The organism is Mucilaginibacter panaciglaebae, assembly GCF_039539265.1.
Classification (GTDB): domain Bacteria; phylum Bacteroidota; class Bacteroidia; order Sphingobacteriales; family Sphingobacteriaceae; genus Mucilaginibacter; species Mucilaginibacter panaciglaebae.
Window position 1 is genome coordinate 135,104 of sequence record NZ_BAABCV010000009.1, and the last position, 19,386, is coordinate 154,489.

Sequence of the window (19,386 nt, forward strand, 5' to 3'; positions counted from 1 at the left end):
TCTATAATTTTAAGCAGATCATCAATATAAAGGTTCGATAATTGGGGGCTTTGGACCACCAAACCGGACAGACTTCAAATCAAGTTTTGTCCGGTTTTTTTCGTTCCTAACTTACTGCCTATCACACAGACTAACTGAGTTGTTCCAACATTTGAACTTTTGCCAATCCTTAACGTTGTTATTTTACTTTTAATTTTCTGCAATGTTATTAGGGCGGATGATGATCTGGCGGACGGCAAAATTTCCGGAACAGTTAAAACCTCTGATGGCCAACCGGCAGCATTTGTAACGGTATCCATTAAAGAATTAAACCGGGCAGCCAGCACAACAGATGAGGGTAGGTATACCATCAGCAATATTAAGCCCGGTAATTACACTCTTGTTGTTTCATTTGTTAGCACCAAAAGCGCCGAAAGGCCTGTTACCGTGATGGTGTCAAAAACAACGACAGTTGATTTTGTATTAACAGAAAGCTTCTCGACGCTAAACGAGGTAATTATTAATGCCAATAGATCGCCCAGGCCTGTTTCAATAGACAAGGCGAACATCCGGGCTCTCGATCTTCCTCAAAGTACCGGAACGGTAGGCCACCAGGTTATTGAGGACCAGCAAATAAATAGATTAGGTGAGGCAATTAAAAATGTAAGCGGCGTTTCGTTGACACAAACGCGGGGCGGCGTGGGCGAAACATTTTCAGCGCGGGGATATAGCATCGGCATTACAGGTGCTTCAGGCAGTATTTTTAAGGACGGGGTACTAACTAATACGGCCGGTTTTCCTGAGGCAAGTACCCTGGAGTCTGTAGAAGTATTGAAAGGAAGCGCTGCGTTGCTTTATGGCAACGTATCCAGCGGCCTTATCATTAATATGGTTACTAAAAAACCCCAGTTTGAAAGCGGCGGCGAGGTTTCCCTGCGGTACGGAAGTTACAATCTGTTTAAACCAGGTGTGGATATTTACGGGCCAATCAGCCAAATTCAGCCTTCCGGTTCATCGGTGTTTACGAAAACAACGGCAGCTATCGCAATCATGTGTACAACATAAGAAAATATGTAAACCCTTCTTTATCATTTAACCTCGGTAAAAAAACCACTTTGCTGGTTACAGGCGATTATTTGAGTGAGAGCTTGACGCCTGATTTCGGCATTGGGTCTTTAAATAATGGCCGGGCCATTCCTACGATGGTGCCGCGTTCACAGTACATAAATACCTCATGGGCCTATAGTCAAATGAACCAGTTTTCGGGAATGGCAGCTTTGAACCACCAGTTTAATGACAACTGGCATTTAAACGCCATCATATCCGGGCAGAGAACCGATATCGATTCGTACCAGGCGAGCCTGCCCAATACCGTAAGTGCGACAGGCGAATGGAACAGGGGCCTGGCCCGTGCAAACACCAAAGAAAACGAACACACCGGTCAGATTAATTTAACGGGGAAATTTAAAACCGGATCGGTAAGCCATCAAGTATTGGTAGGAACTGATGTCGCCAAAGTAGTAAATGTTACCAATGGTTACAGTGTTGCGGGCCAGTATATCAGCACATATATTTACGACAAGATTAATACCATCGACCTCAATAAATACATTCAACGTACCGATATTCCGACGGCAGTAGATACCTCACGTATTACAGCGCCTGTTTATCGTTTGGGCACTTACGCTCAGGATTTGATAAGCTTTACAGATAAAATTAAGATGCTGACGGGCATAAGATGGTCATGGCAGGAAACCGATCAAACCAATATTCAATACCTGGTAAAACAAACCTTTGGCGCAGGAACCGCTATAACGAAATACGACCGCGCATTTTCACCCAAACTGGCGTTTATCTATCAACCCATCAGTACGAGTTCGGTATATGTAAGCTACAGCAATAATTTTATAGTTAATACCGGTACAGATGTTAATACAGGGCAGGGACTTAAACCATCCCTGCTGAACCAATATGAAATCGGCTCAAAAAACGAATTGTTCGATGGTAAAATCATTACCAATGTGAGTATATACCGTATCATCAACAGTAACCTGGCTGTAGTATCGCCTATTAAAGCCGATGGAACCGTTAACAGCGATAATACCGTTAAAACATTTAGCGGAGAAACGACCAGTGATGGTTTTGATATTGATATAATAGGCCACTTTTCAAAGAATTTTTACTTTATCACTGGTTATTCTTATAACAATGCACGGTATACCAAAACTACAGGTTTAAAAGAATCGCCTATATTGGGAGAACGTTTGGTGATAAGCCCCGTAAGCACCGCAAATGCAACCCTGTTTTATACATTTACTAATCCATCCCTTAAAAAATTTAAAGTTGGCGCAACCGCATTTTATACAGGAAACAGAATGGCAGGATATAACAATAAAGTCGGTCAGGCACAGGCTTACAGCCGTCTCATTCCGGTTAAGGGGTTTACCACGCTTGATCTTTCAGCCGGGTACACCTATAAAAAGATTTCTCTGCTGGCGAGTGTGACTAATGTAACCAATACGATGAACTACTTAATACATGATAATTACAGTATTACCCCGATTCCTCCGCGCCAGTTCTTAACAACGTTATCTTATAAACTTTAAATCTGATTCGAGCCCGGGCTCAGGCGAAAGAGAGATGCTGGATAGCCATTTTTGAAAGTCCCGAAAATGGGCTTGAATTATTAAAATTGTTGATAATCTTCCCATATTTTTCTATCAAGCGGTTCGAGTTTCCGATAGGGCTGCACTTTTTATTTTAAGGACTGTTTGATCGACAAAACAAGGGAATTTTTAAGATGATTTTGGTTCAGATTTCTGTTCGGAGTCAAAGTGACCAAACATATCAAATAGATGTTTTCAAATCATTTTTATTTGTATGTACATTTGAACATAACAATTTTTTGTATATGTTTGACATATAAGGTTACTTTTATATACAGCGGTTAAGACCGCGCCAACTCCATACAATAAACCGCATGAAAAAAATATTTTTACTGGCTTGCCTGGCGCTTACCGGCGTTACGCAGTCATTTGCGCAAAAAGCCGTTAATACCATCTGGCAAATTGGTAAAGCCGACGGTTCGGCTAACGAATTTGCAATGGCGCCAGATGGCTTTAAAAAATTTGTTGAGCGCGATTTCGGATTCGAAGACAAGTTTTATTTGATAGGGCATTCCAAAACCGATCAGGATTTTCCTTATGTTTTGGCGGGCCCTGCGGATACCTGGGGTGGCACCTGGCCAACATCGGGCTGGCGTACAAACCAGGTGAATATACTTTTTTCGTTAAAAGAAGTACCGGCTAAAGGCAATTATAAATTGGTGATCAAGCTGGCCGATTTTGCTAAAAAATTCCTTCCGCTATTAAAAGTCAGCGTTAATAACGCTGATCATAAATTTCAGTTAGAAGCGGCTGGCTACGATTTAACCAAACAACCACATCCACGACTGAATGAGCCCTACATCGACTCGGCAGCTTTGACAGGCGATGCATCAAAAGCTACTCCACATACGCTGGAAATTCCTGTTAGCGCAAGCACCCTAAAAAAAGGCGGCAATACGGTAATGATCACCATACTGCAGGGATCATGGATAAAATTTGATGATGTAAGCTTAGAAGGCCCGGCAGATAATTTACAAATGCCCGGTCAACTATATGTCCGTGATGTTGAGGCAGCTGATTACGAATTACAAACCGGCGCGTCGCGCGTACAGCCACTGTTGATAAACACCGAACACTTAACAGGCAACCCAACTTTAAGTGTTGAGCTTGATGGCAAAACTATTTTTAAAGAAATAGTAGAGAAAGGCAATTATGATTTCGAAGCTCCTATGCCAGCTGTTGCTGCTACCAGAACCAGCAACTACCGCATTTTAGAAAATGGCAAGGTAGTACAGACTGGTAAAGTTATCCGCTCTAAACAAAAACTGCAAACGCTGGCCGATTATGTGGATACCCGCATAGGTACTGCTCACTCGCGATGGATGATAGCACCCGGCCCATGGATGCCTTTTAGTATGGTAAAAATGAGTCCCGATAATCAGAATGCGGGGTGGCAGGCGGGTTATGAGCCATCTTTTGAAACGGTTAGCATGTTTAGCCACATTCACGAGTGGACTATGGGTGGTTTGGGAATCATGGCTACTAACGGCCATTTAAAAACCACCCCGGGCGATGAGTTGAAACCCGGCTCAGGTTTTGCTTCACGGATTGATAAGCGCAGCGAAGAAGCTCCAATAGGCGAGTACAAGGTAAAACTAACCGACTACAACATCAAAGCCGAAGTAACAGCCACTACCCGTTGCGGATTTGAACGTTTTACGTTTCCTAAGGATAGAGATAGCTCGCGCATATTAATTGATCTGCACATCCCCACAGAATATGACTATGTGCTCAAAGAAATTAAAGTAACTAAGGTAGGCGATAAAAGCATTGAAGGTTACGCACATCAATATTCCAGAGGCGTATGGAGCAACCAGGCGGATCAGGATTACACTGTGTACTTTGTAATTGAGGTTGACCAACCCATAACAGGTATTGGTGGTTGGGCAGATAAGAAAATGCTTAGCGGCAACACTTACTCGGCCAAGGATATCAGAAATGCCGGCATCTGGTTAAACTTTGATACCAGGGCACATTCGATGGTGCAAGTACGTTCAGGCATCTCTGTAGTTAGTTTAGAGAATGCCAGATTAAATTTAAAGACGGAAATCAAAGACAAATTTGGCTGGAGCTATGATGCTATTCGGCAAAATCAGGTAAACACCTGGAACGATATTTTTAACAGAGTAAAGATTACTTCGACTAACCGCTTAGAAAAAGTGCGCTTTTACAACGCCATGTATCGCTCAACTGCCAGCCGTAATACCTGGAGCGATGTAAACGGACAATGGCGCGGAACCGACAGTAAGGTGCATCAATTGAAAGATAAAGACGATGTCGCTTTGGGTTGCGATGCATTTTGGAACACATTCTGGAATCTGAATCAGGTTTGGAATTTAATTACTCCCGAATGGAGCAAACGCTGGGTAAACTCTCAATTGGCTATGTACGATGCCAACGGTTGGTTAGCAAAAGGCCCGGCGGGTATGAATTATATTCCCGTTATGGTGGCCGAGCATGAGATCCCTTTGCTGGTATCCGCTCATCAAATGGGTATCACCGGGTTTGATGCTAATCATGTATTGGAAGCCGCTGTTAAAATGCAAACCACCCCGGCTCAAAAAGTATTCACCGGTTTCGCCGGAAACGAAGATCTGGCAGAATATATGAAACATGAATATGTGCCATCTGATAGCGGTCGGTTCTCTAATACAATGGAGTATTCGTTTGATGATTGGACCGTTGGGCAGTTAGCGAAATCGCTAGGAAAAACTGATATTTACAAAAAGTTTAACACTCGCGGGTACTGGTGGAAACATGCCATCGATACGGCCGGTTACAGCCACATGAAACTGGCAAACGGGCATTTTACGCCAAATTTTGACCCTTTCCGCAGCGGACACAATGAAGAATATGTGGAGGGCAATGCCTGGCAGCTAACTTTCTTCGTTCCGCAGGATGTGCCGTCGCTGATCAGTTATATTGGCAAGAAAAAATTCATCGATCGCCTAGAGTGGGGCTTTAAAGTAAGCGAACCATGGCGCTACAACGGCATGAACGACCAGTATTGGGATTATCCGGTGGTACAAGGTAATCAGCAATCCATGCACTTTCCATTCCTGTTTAACTGGGCAGGCAAACCTTGGTCAACCCAAAAATGGAGCCGCTCTATCATAGATCGTTATTATGGCTATGGCGTAGGTAACGCCTGGCTGGGTGACGAGGATCAGGGCCAGATGAGCGCCTGGCTGGTGATGTCGAGCATGGGCCTTTTCCAAATGGATGGGGGCGCACGCGAAAAGCCTATTTATGAGATAGCAAGCCCGTTATATCAAAAAATCGAGATTGATCTGGGTCAGCGGTTTGGCCGCGGTAAAAAGTTTACAATCGAGGCTAAAAATGCATCGCGCACTAACATGTATGTGCAAAGCGCTGTGTTAAATGGTAAAATATTGAAATCGTTCAAATTCCCCGCTTCCGAGCTATTAAAAGGCGGATCATTGATATTAGTTATGGGGCCAAAACCGAACGAGCGATGGGGTATTGATAACTAACAGCCAAATATATTAGTCAGGTATTAACAAAGCCCTGCCTTGTATAAGACAGGGCTTTGTTTTTACGGCAATTTTTCATCAATTATTTAAGTCAAATAAACTAATACTTGATAGAATATCCCACTATCTATCCGTCAGAATTAATTGTCTTCGAAAATTGTAATAATAAACTTTGCTCTTTTACCCCTGATGCTCAGGAATACCGTTTGGATCCATCCATATAAATTCCCAATGGTGGCCATCAAGATCTTCAAAGCTGTGTTGGTACATAAAACCGTAGTCGGTGGCCGGATTAGGTATTGTGGCCCCCGCTGCTGCTGCCTTGTCTACCATTACGTTAACGGCATCTTTACTCTCGGCAGATAAGGCAATAGAGCACTCGATCGCTTTGTGGGCGTCAATAATTTCTTTTTTAGTAAAAGTCTGGAAGAAAGGCACTGTCAGGAGCATTACGTAAATGGTATCGCTGATGATCATGCAGGTTGCTTTCTCGTCGGTAAATTGTGGGTTAAAAGTATACCCAAGTTTGGTAAAAAACTCTACAGATCTGTTGAGGTCTTTAACCGGTAGGTTTACAAAAATTTGAGTTGCCATAATTGTTTTTTGATTAGTTTATTCAAAAGTACGGCAATGTCAAATACGCGCAAACGTGCAAAAACGACAAGTTAAGGGGTTAATTGCGACTTATGTTAATATCAATATAACAATTGATTTGCTAATGCCGGAGACAGCCGGGTACTATTTTACTTTATTAAATACAAACAGATCCTTAAAAACCCATTTATCATTTTCCTTATTACCACGGGCTATAGCAAACTGATCGTCAGAGCGCTTTTCATAAAGGATACGCAGATCGCCGCTCGTATTCTGAAATACTGCGCGGTCCTTGCTTGCTTCCAGAAAAATGTAACGGTTGGGATTATCCTTTTCTTCTTGCCCTAGTAAGCCCGGTTTAAAATGCTTTACCAACGATACCAAACCCTGGTCAGATTGTTCATAGGCCAACATCTCATACAGATCGGCTTTGTTGCCGTTCATCATGCGCATGAAACCCAACATGTTATCACCTTCAAAGCCCAACCAAACAGCCTCAATTAAGCGCCCTTCGGCTGTCAAAGCTTTCCAGTGGCCCTCTATAAATCTGATATCAGAAAACGAACCGCCTTTCGGAGGAACCTGAGCGAAGAGTGCAACAGGTAACAAACCGCAAAAAAATAGTAAAATAACGTGGACGTGTTTCATAACCTTGATATAATTTACAAACTAAGATAAGTATTTTGGATATCATTGGACGCTTGCAATCGGTTATTCGCTTCTCAAGCTCTGCACCGGGATTGCTATTGCTGCTTTTATTGCCTTGATGCCAATTGTTGCAAGTGCAATAATTAAGGCAACAAGTCCGCTTACGGCAAATATCCACCAATTGATATTGATCCGATACACATATGCCTGCAACCATTGGTGCATGTAATACCAGGCTATAGGGACTGCAACCACAAAGGCAATTCCGATGAGCAGTATAAATTCTTTTGAAAACAGGTAAACGATATTGCCTGCATTGGCACCAAGTACTTACGCTGTAGCCGACTCCAAAAAGGATCATAGGCCCACAGGCGAATATCAATTGCCAACACCCGGGCAATCCACAAAAGAGCAACTGCCAATGCCAGGGCCAAAAACCGGTTCGCTGATCGATCGGCTTTTTTGGCGAACCCTAAAAGCAGCATGAAAGTGAGGCTGGTGTACTGCATCCCAAAACCCGACGTCATATAGGGTGATATGAAATCTATACGGTTTCAAGCAAATTGATCAGCCAATCATTGGTCCAAATCTATAAACATTAACAGATAAAGTGTTAACGGACAGGTTTAAATAAATGGTGTATCAAAACCGGACGAATAATGTCCGGTTTTACCCTGAAAAACGGTCTTTGCCTAAGGCTTTAACGGGCACTTCGCCTCGGTTCAGGGCTGTTTATGATGTTTTCAAGCAGGGTATGCACCTGATAGGGCGTGTGTAGCCGGTATGTTGCCAGCGACGGCTGTTCGCCAATCTTAATAGTAAATGCCCCTCGTATACCCGCCGTAGCCCTAAACATATCTTCGTCGGTTTCATCATCCCCTACACATAAAATAAAGTCGTATTTGGCACCCTTAAGAAGCCCGGTAACGGCCTTTCCTTTATCCACCAATCGACTGCGTACTTCTATCACCTTATGTCCGTTGAGAACCTGCAAAGGTAAAGGGCCTATACAGTCCAGTAATTCCCGGTAAAGTTCGGCCGCCTTTACACCGCCATGAAAAGGCTCTGTTTCCCGGTAATGCCAAGCCCGGGAAAATTCTTTTTCCTCCATAAATGACCCCGGGCATTTGGAAACATAAGCAGCCATCAGCTTTTCTACCTGCGGCCAGAAGGCTTTCAGGTCATCAGCTATAACTGACCAATCATGACCTATCTTTTTAACCTTCGCGCCATGTTCTGCTACCAGGCCGATAGGTAAATGGCCAAGCCAGTTTTCCAGGCTGGCGCTATCTCTTCCACTAACAATATAAACGTCAGTATTGGTATGTTTACCTAATTGTGTCAGCAGCATAAGTAATTCAGGCGATGGTAGTGCCTGTTCAGGCCTTGCAGTGAATGGTGATAATGTGCCATCATAATCCAACAGCAGCAGTCGTTCGGATGCTGCTGTATAATACGCCAGTAAACTGGCTCGCGAAAAAGGGTCGATATGCCTTGCCGCGTTCGTTATTCGCCGAACGGTTACTTCTTCCAGCCGCTGCAGCATATTTGCCGCCCAACGGTTCACATCATGAGTTTTGATCTGTATCTGCATTGCATTTAAGCGTTCTTGCTGTTCGCTGCTGCCCATTTCAATAGCTAGCTTAATGGTCGAAGCAATCTCGTCGGCATCATTCGGGTTGATAAGCAGAGCGCCGTTCAGCTCGGTTGCTGCACCGGCCAGTTCGCTTAATATTAATACACCGGTGCCATCGTTGCGGCTGGCCACAAACTCTTTGGCCACCAGATTCATTCCGTCACGCAGCGGGGTAATCAGTGCAACGTCACAGGCCCGGTATAAAGCAGCTAGCTCATTAAACTCCAAATGTTGATATTGATAGATCACCGGCTTCCAGTCAATGGTACCCAGGCTGCTGTTTATATCGCCGATATATTCATCGATCATTCTTTTGCGTTCTGCATAAGTCCTGATATGATTTCTTGAAGGGACTATTACAAGCACAAATACTACCTGCCCACAGTATTCAGGGTGCTGGAGCAGAAACTTTTTATAGCCTTTGATGCGATGATGTACGCCTTTTGTGTAGTCCAGCCGGTCAACAGAAAAAAGCATTTTTTTATTATGCTTAAGCGATTGATAGTGAGTGGTAAGTTCCTGTACATCATTTTTGAGGCCTGCATCATGAAACATATCAAAGTCGATGCTTACCGGAAACACCCCGGTACTAACAGCCCGGCCTTCCCAGGTTAGTTCGCCATCAACAGGAACTGTTTGCAGCACCTGTTCGGCTGCCTGCAAAAAATACCGCTGATAGGAATCGGTATGAAACCCAATAACATCGGCGCCAAGCATACCCAAAAGCAGTTCGCGTTGCCACGGTTTAGGGACAAGACGAAAAACTTCGAATACCGGGAACGGTATATGCAGAAAAAGCTCGATAGACAGATCTGGAGACTGCCGGCGCAGCATAGCTGCCAGCGGCAATAGATGATAATCATGTATCCAAATTACATCGCCGGGCCGAACCTCGGCCAGCAAACGACGGGCAAATTGGCGGTTCACGTCCATATAGGCTGCAAAATCGGTTTTATGGAACTCGGCGTATGATGGGAAATAATGGAAGAGTGGCCAAAGCAGTGAATTAGAAAAGCCATCATAATAATGCTCGTAAGTTTCAGCATTTGTAAACACCGGTAGATAGTTAAAATCAGTATCAGCTGTAGACACAGCATGCTGCCAGGCCGCTTCGTCGCAACCCGGTACTCCTACCCACAAACGCTGTCTGAAACGGTCGCGCCCATCGTGGGCAAGGTAAGCGTTCACGGCCGAAATCAATCCCCCGGAAGATTGGCGGCATTGATACTGGCCATCTTGAAGTTCAACAGTAAGAGGTAACCTATTGGCTACTATAAATAATCTTCTTTCAATCATAATTATATTTTTTAGCGGCGAAGCCACTTTTAAATCAATCGAATCAGGCACTTGTTTTATTCAGGTTTCCAACCAACTGCCGTTATAATTCAGTTCGCTTGCAGATGTTGTTTGTCAAAATCAACTATGTTGTGCACATTCCAACGACGGGTAATATGTTGCGGTAAAGTGTATGTTGCAAAAGCGATTGACCAATACAGCGGTAAATAGCACAGTTAAAGGTCGACCTCTCTACGCATTGCAGGGGGCATACATGTGCCTGTATTAGGCGACAATGTATATCGGCTTCAATATAATCAAGCACTAGCGCAGGGGAGCAGTAAAAGGTTAGAATGGACTAAGCCGGAAGAGATAATTGTAATGTGGTGGCGAGAAAAGTTTATTCTCCCATATTTTTCGGACGAATACCGGAAGCGTTTTGCCGGAGTTAAATAAAGAGCATATCGTATTATGCCCGGTCCAGATATCAAAATTCAGTGTACGGGAGATGAGGTACCGGTACTTTGGGACAGATGCATGATGTATAGGGCTTTTCTGCGCTTTGTCGGATGAATAGTGATGTAGAAAAATATAAAGCAGCGTGTTATCGGGAGATGCAGATGCTATTGCGCTCGAATTGCTCGCAGGATGGACACGCCCGGAAAAAACAGGGTGAAAGCAGATCAGCGCATTAATGAGCCATGCTGCCAGGATAATTTGCAGGCACCTCTTCAGCATTAAGCAAATATAGCGAAAAATACCTTGGGGGCAAGAGCGGGTGCCTCTATTACGTAGCCTGACTGTCAAAATAGCCGGATCTTTTCAGATCAAAGATACGATGAGTTTATTAGTGAGATCAGCGTATCTGATCTAAATCGAAACATTTAAAAGAAATTTTATAAAATATTTGCGTAGTTAAATGACTACGTATATATTTGTAGTCATTTAACTACGCAATGAATTTAAGAAGAGACGTATTTCAGGCCATCGCCGATCCTACCCGAAGAGCAATACTGCTATTGGTGGCTTCGCAATCTTTAACAGCGGGCGCTATAGCCTCAAATTTTGATACGGCCCGCCCTACGGTATCAAAACATTTGCAAATATTGACGGAGTGCCAGCTACTACAGCAAGTGCAGAACGGGCGCGAAATTTATTATCATATCAACGCAAAAAAAATGAAAGAAGTGGCCGACTTTATCGAGCCGTTCCGCCAGATGTGGGACGACCGGTTTAACAAGCTCGAAAGCGTAATGAAACTTTATCAAACTAAAAATAAAAAATAATATGGAGCTAAAAACCAAAGTACACGCCGGCGATGGCACGCACGACATTACGATAAAACGTGAATTTGATTTGCCTGTTGATCTGCTTTTTAAAGCCTGCACTGAGGCAGAATTTATTGAACAATGGATGAACACCAAAGTAATTAGATTTGAAGGCAAAAAGCATGGCAGCTACCAGTTTGAAACAAGCAACGCGCAAGGGCAGGTGGTTTTACAAATGGGGGGCGTAATTCATGATTTGGTAACAAATCAAAAGATCATCCGCACGTTTGAGATGGCCAATACGCCGTTTGGCGTTCAGTTAGAGGTTTATGAGTTTGAATCGCTTACAGAAAGCACCAGCAGGTTAAATGCACATATCATTTATGAGTCGGTTGCTCAGCGCGATCAGTTGCTGCAAATGCCATTCAGGCAAGGGTTAAATATGGCTCATAACCGTTTAGAAGAAATCATCAGCAAGTTTAAATAAAGTATTATGGAAAAGAAAAAACTAATTATCTATTGGATTGCCACCGCTTTACTATCGGCGGGGATGTTGGGAAGCGGTATTAGCCAGCTGTTGCGGGCTAAACAGATGGTTGATATCCTTGCGCATTTAGGCTATCCGGCTTATTTAATGACCATACTTGGCACCTGGAAAATACTCGGCGTTGTAGTAATTCTGGTACCGGGCTTTAAGCTGATTAAAGAGTGGGCATACGCGGGCCTTTTTTTTACCATGACGGGCGCTTTAATATCGCACCTGGTCATGGGCGATAGCGGAAAAGCAATTATAGGGCCTTTGGCTCAAACTATTTTTATTATTTTATCCTGGTATTGCAGGCCGGTAAGCAGAAAGATCAATACGGCCAATCTATAAATAATAATAGCTCGGTATGAATAACAAACAATTGTCGCCGCAACAGTGCGGAGAATTGCTCGACGTATTGAAAGCGCGTTTTAATAAGAACCTGCACCGCCATAAGGGGCTGGAATGGGCCAACGTGCAGGCTAAGTTAGCAGTGAATGCCGATAAACTTTGGTCGCTTAACGAAATGGAGCTGACCGGTGGTGAGCCGGATGTGATTGGCTATAACGCAGAGACCGGCGAATATACTTTTTATGATTGCTCGGCAGAAAGCCCCCAGGGCCGCCGTAGTTTGTGTTATGACCGCCAGGCACTTGATTCCAGGAAAGCATATAAACCCGAGAACAACGCGGTTGATATGGCAGCAGCTATGGGCATTGAGCTTTTGACGGAGATGCAATACCGGTACCTGCAGGAGCTAGAGCGTTTTGACCTGAAAACATCAAGCTGGGTAAAAACTCCCGCTGATATCAGGAAGCTGGGCGGCGCAGTTTTTTGCGACCGCAGATATGATACAGTGTTTCTGTACCATAACGGTGCAGAATCATATTATGCGGCAAGAGCTTTCCGCGGCATGTTAACTGTGTAAACCTTTTGCTAATATTGTACTATGGCGCAGGCAGGTATAAACCCAAAAGTCGATTTCTTTTTCGATAAAGAAAAAAGGTGGCAACAAGAGATTGAAAGACTACGTGTGATTTGCCTGGATACCGGGCTTACCGAGGAATTGAAATGGGGCTGTCCATGTTACGCCTTTGAAGGAAAAAATATTGTTCTGATACATACCTTTAAAGAGTATTGCGCATTACTGTTTTTTAAAGGAGTATTGTTGAGCGATGCCGACGGAATACTGATTCAGCAGACCGAAAACGTACAGGGCGCCCGGCAGATCAGGTTTGCAAATATTCGTGAGGTCATTGACCGGGAAGCTGCTATTAAAGCCTATATTTTTGAAGCCATAGAAGTAGAGAAAGCGGGGCTGAAAGTGGAATTGAAGAAAACGGATGAATTTAATATGCCTATTGAATTTCAGTACAAGCTGGATCATATCCCGGCATTAAAAACAGCGTTTCAGGCATTAACTCAGGGGCGGCAACGCGCTTACCTGCTGCATTTTTCGCAGGCTAAACAGGCCCAAACCCGCGAGGCGCGTATCGAAAAGTATATTCCGCAGATTTTAAATGGAAAAGGACTGAACGACTAGTAAATGAAATAAAGCAATGCGACAAAAGCTAAACTTAATAACCCTCGGTGTCGATAATTTTGAAAGAGCTGTAAACTTTTACGAAAACGGACTGGGTTGGAAAAAGTCAGACAAAAGCGTGGAGGGGTTGGCACTTTTCCCGCTCGGCGGCATGATACTGGCGCTGCATCCCCGCCATGAATTAGCCGAAGACACTACCCTAAAATACCAACCCGCAGCGTTTTCAGGTATGACTATTTCTTACAACGCCAAATCTGAACAAGAGGTTGATGATGTGCTGAAGCAGGTAGCCGATCTAGGGGCTTCTGTCATTAAACCGGCCCAAAAGGTTTACTGGGGCGGCTATAGCGGTTACTTTAAAGATTTAGACGGATATTTATTTGAAGTAGCTTACAATCCGTTTTGGCCATTGGATGAGAACGACAATATTATGTTGTAGCTATCATCTGATAATACACGCCGTCGGCCAATTCTAAAAAATGTTTCCTTAATCCCTTGCAGAAAACAAATTTATTTTCAAGCTTTGCACTGCAAAGTACTTTATATGAAAAATAAAGACATTTATGATGACATCAGTTCCATCAAAACCATTATGGAGCGGTCGACTAAGTTTATTTCGCTAAGCGGATTATCCGGTATATTAGCGGGCATTTATGCGCTTATAGGTGCGGGCGTTGCCTATATACTTATCCCGAACTATTCAACAAATTCGTTGGGTGACGATGTGTATGAGAACGTTAATAGGTTGGGCTTGGATCTGATACTATTTGGCGTTGCCATAGCCGTGTTAGTCCTATCAATAGTTACAGCCATCTTGCTTTCGTCGGCTAAAGCCCGTCGTAATCATCAATCGGTTTGGAATCAAAGTAGCCGGGCGCTGGCTAACGCGGGGTTGCTGCCTTTACTTGTTGGTGGTTGTTTTGCTTTTATTTTGTATGTTCAGCATCACTATGGTATTATTGCACCCGCTTGCCTGGTGTTTTATGGCCTGGCCCTAGTAGCGGCCTCAAAATTCACCTATGGGGATGTTAAATGGCTTGGGCTGCTAGAAATTGTGTTGGGTTTGCTTTCATTAATGCAGCCAGGGTATGGTCTGTATTTTTGGGCTTTGGGTTTTGGTGTGCTGCATATTTTATATGGCACTATAATGTACTTTAAATACGATCGTGTTAGCGCTTAATAATTTTGATAAAGCTTTTGAAAACCGTATACGCCTACAAGTGATGAGTGTATTGGTAGCTAATGAGAGTTATGACTTTAATTCGCTTAAAGAATTACTGGCTACTACAGACGGTAATCTGGCCTCGCATTTGAAGGCGTTAGAGAAAGAGGCGTATATCTCGGTGATCAAGTCATTTCTGGGCAGGAAGCCTAATACTCGGTATCAGGCCACCGAAAAGGGAATAGCTGCATTCAAAAAACATCTTGAAGCGTTGGAAAACTTAATTAAACAGCAAAAAAGCTAATATTTTTTTGAATATACACTTTGAAATACAAAGTACTTTTAACTAACAACAAAATGGAATCACAACAATCAACGCAAATAACCCACTGGCTCCGGGAGTCTGTATCGGTTAAATTAGTATTTATCGGGATGCTCACTTTAGTGCTCCTTATCCCGTCGGCAATGATAGGCAACCTTATCCATGAACGGGCAGCGCGGCGCGATGAGGTTATATCTAACATCTCTTACAACTTTGCCGGTAAGCAGCTAATCAAAGGCCCGGTATTGGTTATCCCGTATAAAGATCAGATTGAAGTAGCTGATGTCAATGGTAAACCTGCGTTAAAACAGGTTGAGAGAAAACTATTCCTGCTGCCTGATCAACTATCTATTAAAGCGGAGCTAAAAACTGATGTGATTCATAAAGGGATGTTTTCGGCAGTGGTTTACAAAACACAAGTGCGTATGTCAGGCAATTTTGCCAAAACCGATCTGAATGCGCTCGGGATAGACGCAAAGCAGCTTTTAACTGATAAAGCTTTTGTGACATTCAGCGTGTCCGATTTAAAAGGCCTGAAAACCAACCCCAGCCTGACATTGGGTTCACAAACTTTCGCGGCCGCTCCGTCGGCCGGGAATGTCTCGGCTTTTACTAATGGTTTGCAAGCCGCCGCTACTAATGCCGGCGAGATTGTCGGCAATTCGCTGTCATTTACCTGCTCGCTTGAGCTGAATGGCACCGATGGTTTAAGCTTTTTACAGTTAGGTAAAACAACCGATGTAGAACTTAGTGGAAACTGGGGAACGCCAAATTTCGACGGTCGCTTTTTACCTGACGCCCGCCAGGTTAAAGACAAAGCCTTTAACGCCCGCTGGCATGTGCTGTATTATAACAGCCCGTTTCCGCAGCAATGGACCGACAGTGCCAGTGTGCTGAATAATGTAAGCAAACAGCAAAACGCAACATTTGGCGTAAACCTGCGGATGCCGGTGGACGATTATCAGGAAACTACCCGTGCTAATAAATACGCCGTATTAATTATCGTCTTAACCTTTGTGTCACTTTTTTTAACTGAACTGATTGGTAAGCGTAAGATACATTCTTTCAACTACGTATTAATAGGGGCGGCGATGATCATTTTTTATACCCTGCTGTTGTCACTTTCAGAACAGATGGGTTTTAACTGGGCTTATATTGTAGCAGCTTTGGCCATTGTAGGCCTGATAACCGCGTTTGTGTCCTCCCTACTTAAGAATAAGCTGAAATCCTTTTCTTTCGCGGGCATACTTTCAGTATTCTACGGTTTTATCTATGTCATTATTCAACTGGAAGATTTTGCGTTATTGGCCGGTAGCATTGCTTTGTTTGTTATTGTAGCGGTGTTGATGTATTTCTCGAGAAAGATTAATTGGGATGGCGGGCATTACGATAAAAAGCCCGGCGTAGTTTAACGGCGAGCGCCCATATCGTCAATTCCAATATTGACTGAGTAACTATATAAATTAAATCTATACTGTTAGCTTCTTGCGGTTTAATTCAAGACATTTCCTGTTTGCAGCGATTCTGTTGCTTATCGAAACATTGATCGGAATTTATGCTGATAACAATGTCGTTCGCCCTTTCGGCGGCGATTTCTTAGTAGTGATTTTTTTCCTGTTTTGTCATGAGTTTCTTTACGGTTACGGCTAGCCTTAGATGTGCTGATATTTTTCTGTAATACACAGGTAACGCAATACTATTATCTTGTATACGTATTAAGATTGGTCAGTTCAAAGTTTGCCTGCGTGAGTATGGGTACATCTTTTTTCTGGATGGATGCTGGTGTACACCTTAGGCATTATTTTAGTGGGAGTGACAGAGATGTTTTCAGAAAAGCCGATACGTAAGAAGAAGATAAGTTATATGGAATATTTTACCTCCGAAAATTCAGTCGTCAGGAAAATTTGGGGCAGCCCCGATAGTGTGCTGTTTGTCTTTGCAGGGTCAGCTGCCGAGTTTGCCCTGAATAAGGCGGTAGACTGGCTGTATTTTACCGGTCGCCTGCCTGCCGATCCGCTTGGCCGTTTATTTTCAACGGTGACCTATGCACGCAAGATCATTTTTTCACCGTTGGATAAGGCTAATCATTACATAGACCAGATTACGGCCATTCACCAAAGTGTTGAGCAAAACCGGGGTGCGCAAATTCCCGACTGGGCCTATCGTGACGTATTATTTATGCTGATCTGGTATTCTATCCATGCCTACGAAGTCTTATATAGACAACTCACCATCGAAGAAAAAGAGGAAGTGTTTGATGTATTTTACAGGGTAGGTATACGCATGCATCTAAAAGATCTGCCCCAAACCTATCAGCAATGGCATCACGCTCATCAACAGCATCTGGAAAATGATACCGTCTGCAGCCAGTTTACAACAGATCTTTATCGTCAATACCGGAAGCATCTTGGCCCTATCCGGTTTTTCTTGTTGAAACGTGTACAAAGCTTGCTGTCTCCTGCGCGTATCAAACAAATGTTAAAGTTAGAGGGCCCGGGCGTGGTAAGGCCACTGCTTACGGTATATAAAGCTTCAAGACGTTTAGGCATCGGAAACTTGCTTATTGAAAGCTTGCTGCCATTAAAATATATAGCACAGGTTAGGCAGATACGTATTTAAGAATTGTAATATTTGTGGCGCAAATAGGTGTAGGTAGAGACACAATGCTTTGCGCCTTTGCATGTATCTACAGATGAAACACCCCGCATCTTATGATTAAATTTGAAATTAAGCGCAGCCGAATGGACGGGACACTATTTTTTCTATAAATTAGATTATCGATATCCTCAAACAACAGTAACCGATAATCATTATGGAAAGAAGAGAATTTATAGCCGCCGGCGCCATTGCCGCAACCAGTTTCAGTATTTTACCAGGGGGGACCCTTTTTGCTAAAGCCAACGACAAAGTGCGCCTGGGCTACATCGGTGTGGGCGACCGCGGTATGAGCCATATCTCTGAAGGCACCTTGCGAAGCGATGTGGAAATTGTTGCAATATGCGATATTCAGGAACGCTCACTGAAAAGATGCCGAGAGTTTATTGCAAAGGCAAAACGGCCTGCCGCCGCTGAATACACCGGGGGATTGGACGCCTATAAAAAGCTTCTGGAGCGTAAAGATATCGATGCGGTGATCATTGCCACACCATGGCAGTTTCATCATCCGCAGGCTATTGACGCCATGAAAGCAGGTAAATATGTGGGTTGCGAGGTTATTGCCGGGCTCACAGTAGAAGATCATTGGGATATTGTAAATACCTCAGAAAAAACCGGCATGCCTTACATGACGCTGGAGAATGTTTGCTATCGCCGCGATGTAATGGCTACACTGAACATGGTCCGCCAGAATGTTTTTGGCGAGGTGTTACATGTAGAGGGCGGCTACCAGCATAACCTGCGCAATGTGTTGTTTAACAACGGCAAGGACGACTATTCCGTAGGGCCTGAGTTTGGTCCGTCAACCATCAGCGAGGCGCAGTGGCGCACACAGTTTAATGTTGATCAGGATGGTGACTTATACCCGACACATGGCGTTGGCCCGTGTATGCAATATATTGATATTAACCGTGGTAACCGTTTCACCAATATGGTCTCTGTCAGCAGCAAAGCACGGGGATTAGCGGCTTATGTCGAAGAAGTGTCGCCCGGCCATAAAAATGCAAAGATCAATTATAAAAACGGTGACATTACTCAAACGATGATCAATTGCGCGAACGGCGAAACAGTGTTATTAACGCATGATACACATTTGCCAAGGCCATATTCGTTAGGTTTCAGGATCGACGGCACACAGGGTATTTGGATGGACGTGAATCAAAGCATCTATATCGATCACCAAACTAAAAATAATGATACCTGGGAGCCTGCGCAACCCTGGCTTGATAAATATGACCACCCGCTCTGGAAACGCTATGCCAATGATGCCGCAGGCGCGGGACATGGCGGTATGGACTGGTTTGTATTCAACGCCTTTATTCTGGCAGTAAAAGAAAAAAAGCAAACCCCTATTGATGTATACGACTCGGTTACAATGAGCGTAATTACGCCACTATCGACAAAGTCGCTGAAAGAGGGGAATGCGCCGCAACAGTTCCCCGATTTTACACGCGGCAAATGGAAAACGTGTAAGAATGAATTTGCACGGGATGATAGTGGGTTTTAGCTCGAATGACAACTTTGGGAATGTGTAGGTGTCGCTCTGAGCCTCTCGAAGGGTGAGCGATGGGAACAATAAGCGATTATGGACCCTTGCCCTCATGCTTCCGCGGGCTCA

At 43.8% G+C, this 19,386-nt stretch carries 18 protein-coding genes; 14 read left to right on the forward strand and 4 right to left on the reverse strand.

Features of this window, described 5'->3' with window-relative positions; all coding sequences use genetic code 11:
• The first annotated feature begins 159 nt into the window (after window positions 1-159).
• The 3 genes from ABD772_RS13455 to ABD772_RS13465 all read left to right on the forward strand — a co-directional run bounded on the left by ABD772_RS13455 (window position 160) and on the right by ABD772_RS13465 (window position 6,139).
• The gene (locus ABD772_RS13455; protein ID WP_345105318.1) at window positions 160-1,044 is read left to right on the forward strand and encodes a carboxypeptidase-like regulatory domain-containing protein; all 885 of its coding nucleotides are present in this window, start codon (window positions 160-162) and stop codon (window positions 1,042-1,044) included.
• Window positions 1,032-2,585 carry a TonB-dependent siderophore receptor gene (locus tag ABD772_RS13460; RefSeq protein WP_345105320.1) on the forward strand — a complete coding sequence of 518 codons (1,554 nt, stop codon included), beginning with the start codon at window positions 1,032-1,034 and terminating at the stop codon, window positions 2,583-2,585. The genes ABD772_RS13455 and ABD772_RS13460 overlap by 13 nt, the downstream gene beginning before the upstream one ends.
• Window positions 2,586-2,959: 374 nt before the next feature.
• The gene (locus tag ABD772_RS13465) at window positions 2,960-6,139 is read left to right on the forward strand and encodes a GH92 family glycosyl hydrolase (protein WP_345105323.1); all 3,180 of its coding nucleotides are present in this window, start codon (window positions 2,960-2,962) and stop codon (window positions 6,137-6,139) included.
• Between the two features lie 180 nt (window positions 6,140-6,319).
• Here ABD772_RS13465 and ABD772_RS13470 read toward each other — a convergent pair whose 3' ends face one another.
• The 4 genes from ABD772_RS13470 to ABD772_RS13485 form a co-directional block, all read right to left on the reverse strand.
• Window positions 6,320-6,733, reverse strand: coding sequence for a VOC family protein (locus ABD772_RS13470; RefSeq protein ID WP_345105326.1), 414 nt, complete (start codon window positions 6,731-6,733; stop codon window positions 6,320-6,322).
• A gap of 144 nt (window positions 6,734-6,877) precedes the next feature.
• Entirely contained in the window at window positions 6,878-7,381 is a 504-nt protein-coding gene (locus ABD772_RS13475) for a DUF6265 family protein (protein ID WP_345105329.1), read from the reverse strand.
• 700 nt (window positions 7,382-8,081) lie between these two features.
• Window positions 8,082-10,313: a bifunctional alpha,alpha-trehalose-phosphate synthase (UDP-forming)/trehalose-phosphatase gene (locus tag ABD772_RS13480; RefSeq protein WP_345105331.1), complete on the reverse strand. Its 2,232-nt coding sequence runs from the start codon at window positions 10,311-10,313 to the stop codon at window positions 8,082-8,084.
• Window positions 10,314-10,640: 327 nt separating this feature from the next.
• Complete coding sequence (locus tag ABD772_RS13485) at window positions 10,641-11,030, reverse strand: hypothetical protein (protein WP_345105333.1); 390 nt, start codon at window positions 11,028-11,030, stop codon at window positions 10,641-10,643.
• A 218-nt stretch (window positions 11,031-11,248) separates the two neighbouring features.
• On the opposite strand from ABD772_RS13485, the gene ABD772_RS13490 reads away from it, so the two are divergent.
• The 11 genes from ABD772_RS13490 (at window position 11,249) to ABD772_RS13540 (ending at window position 19,275) form a co-directional block, all read left to right on the forward strand.
• A complete protein-coding gene (locus tag ABD772_RS13490) occupies window positions 11,249-11,578 on the forward strand; it encodes an ArsR/SmtB family transcription factor (RefSeq protein WP_345105336.1) in 330 nt (109 codons plus the stop codon).
• A 1-nt stretch (window position 11,579) separates the two neighbouring features.
• Window positions 11,580-12,047: an SRPBCC family protein gene (locus ABD772_RS13495; RefSeq protein WP_345105339.1), complete on the forward strand. Its 468-nt coding sequence runs from the start codon at window positions 11,580-11,582 to the stop codon at window positions 12,045-12,047.
• Window positions 12,048-12,053: 6 nt separating this feature from the next.
• Window positions 12,054-12,437 carry a DoxX family protein gene (locus ABD772_RS13500; RefSeq protein WP_345105341.1) on the forward strand — a complete coding sequence of 128 codons (384 nt, stop codon included), beginning with the start codon at window positions 12,054-12,056 and terminating at the stop codon, window positions 12,435-12,437.
• Window positions 12,438-12,453: 16 nt separating this feature from the next.
• The gene (locus tag ABD772_RS13505; protein WP_345105343.1) at window positions 12,454-13,014 is read left to right on the forward strand and encodes a DUF4256 domain-containing protein; all 561 of its coding nucleotides are present in this window, start codon (window positions 12,454-12,456) and stop codon (window positions 13,012-13,014) included.
• 21 nt (window positions 13,015-13,035) lie between these two features.
• Window positions 13,036-13,629, forward strand: coding sequence for a YdeI/OmpD-associated family protein (locus tag ABD772_RS13510; RefSeq protein WP_345105345.1), 594 nt, complete (start codon window positions 13,036-13,038; stop codon window positions 13,627-13,629).
• A 16-nt stretch (window positions 13,630-13,645) separates the two neighbouring features.
• Window positions 13,646-14,068, forward strand: a complete 423-nt coding sequence (locus tag ABD772_RS13515) for a VOC family protein (protein ID WP_345105348.1) — start codon at window positions 13,646-13,648, stop codon at window positions 14,066-14,068.
• A 105-nt stretch (window positions 14,069-14,173) separates the two neighbouring features.
• The gene (locus tag ABD772_RS13520; RefSeq protein ID WP_345105351.1) at window positions 14,174-14,809 is read left to right on the forward strand and encodes a hypothetical protein; all 636 of its coding nucleotides are present in this window, start codon (window positions 14,174-14,176) and stop codon (window positions 14,807-14,809) included.
• Window positions 14,796-15,095 carry a winged helix-turn-helix domain-containing protein gene (locus ABD772_RS13525; RefSeq protein ID WP_425562832.1) on the forward strand — a complete coding sequence of 100 codons (300 nt, stop codon included), beginning with the start codon at window positions 14,796-14,798 and terminating at the stop codon, window positions 15,093-15,095. The genes ABD772_RS13520 and ABD772_RS13525 overlap by 14 nt, the downstream gene beginning before the upstream one ends.
• A gap of 53 nt (window positions 15,096-15,148) precedes the next feature.
• Entirely contained in the window at window positions 15,149-16,525 is a 1,377-nt protein-coding gene (gene creD, locus ABD772_RS13530; protein WP_345105354.1) for a cell envelope integrity protein CreD, read from the forward strand.
• A 364-nt stretch (window positions 16,526-16,889) separates the two neighbouring features.
• The gene (locus tag ABD772_RS13535; RefSeq protein ID WP_345105356.1) at window positions 16,890-17,732 is read left to right on the forward strand and encodes an oxygenase MpaB family protein; all 843 of its coding nucleotides are present in this window, start codon (window positions 16,890-16,892) and stop codon (window positions 17,730-17,732) included.
• A 193-nt stretch (window positions 17,733-17,925) separates the two neighbouring features.
• Window positions 17,926-19,275, forward strand: a complete 1,350-nt coding sequence (locus tag ABD772_RS13540) for a Gfo/Idh/MocA family protein (RefSeq protein WP_345105358.1) — start codon at window positions 17,926-17,928, stop codon at window positions 19,273-19,275.
• Window positions 19,276-19,386 lie beyond the last annotated feature (111 nt).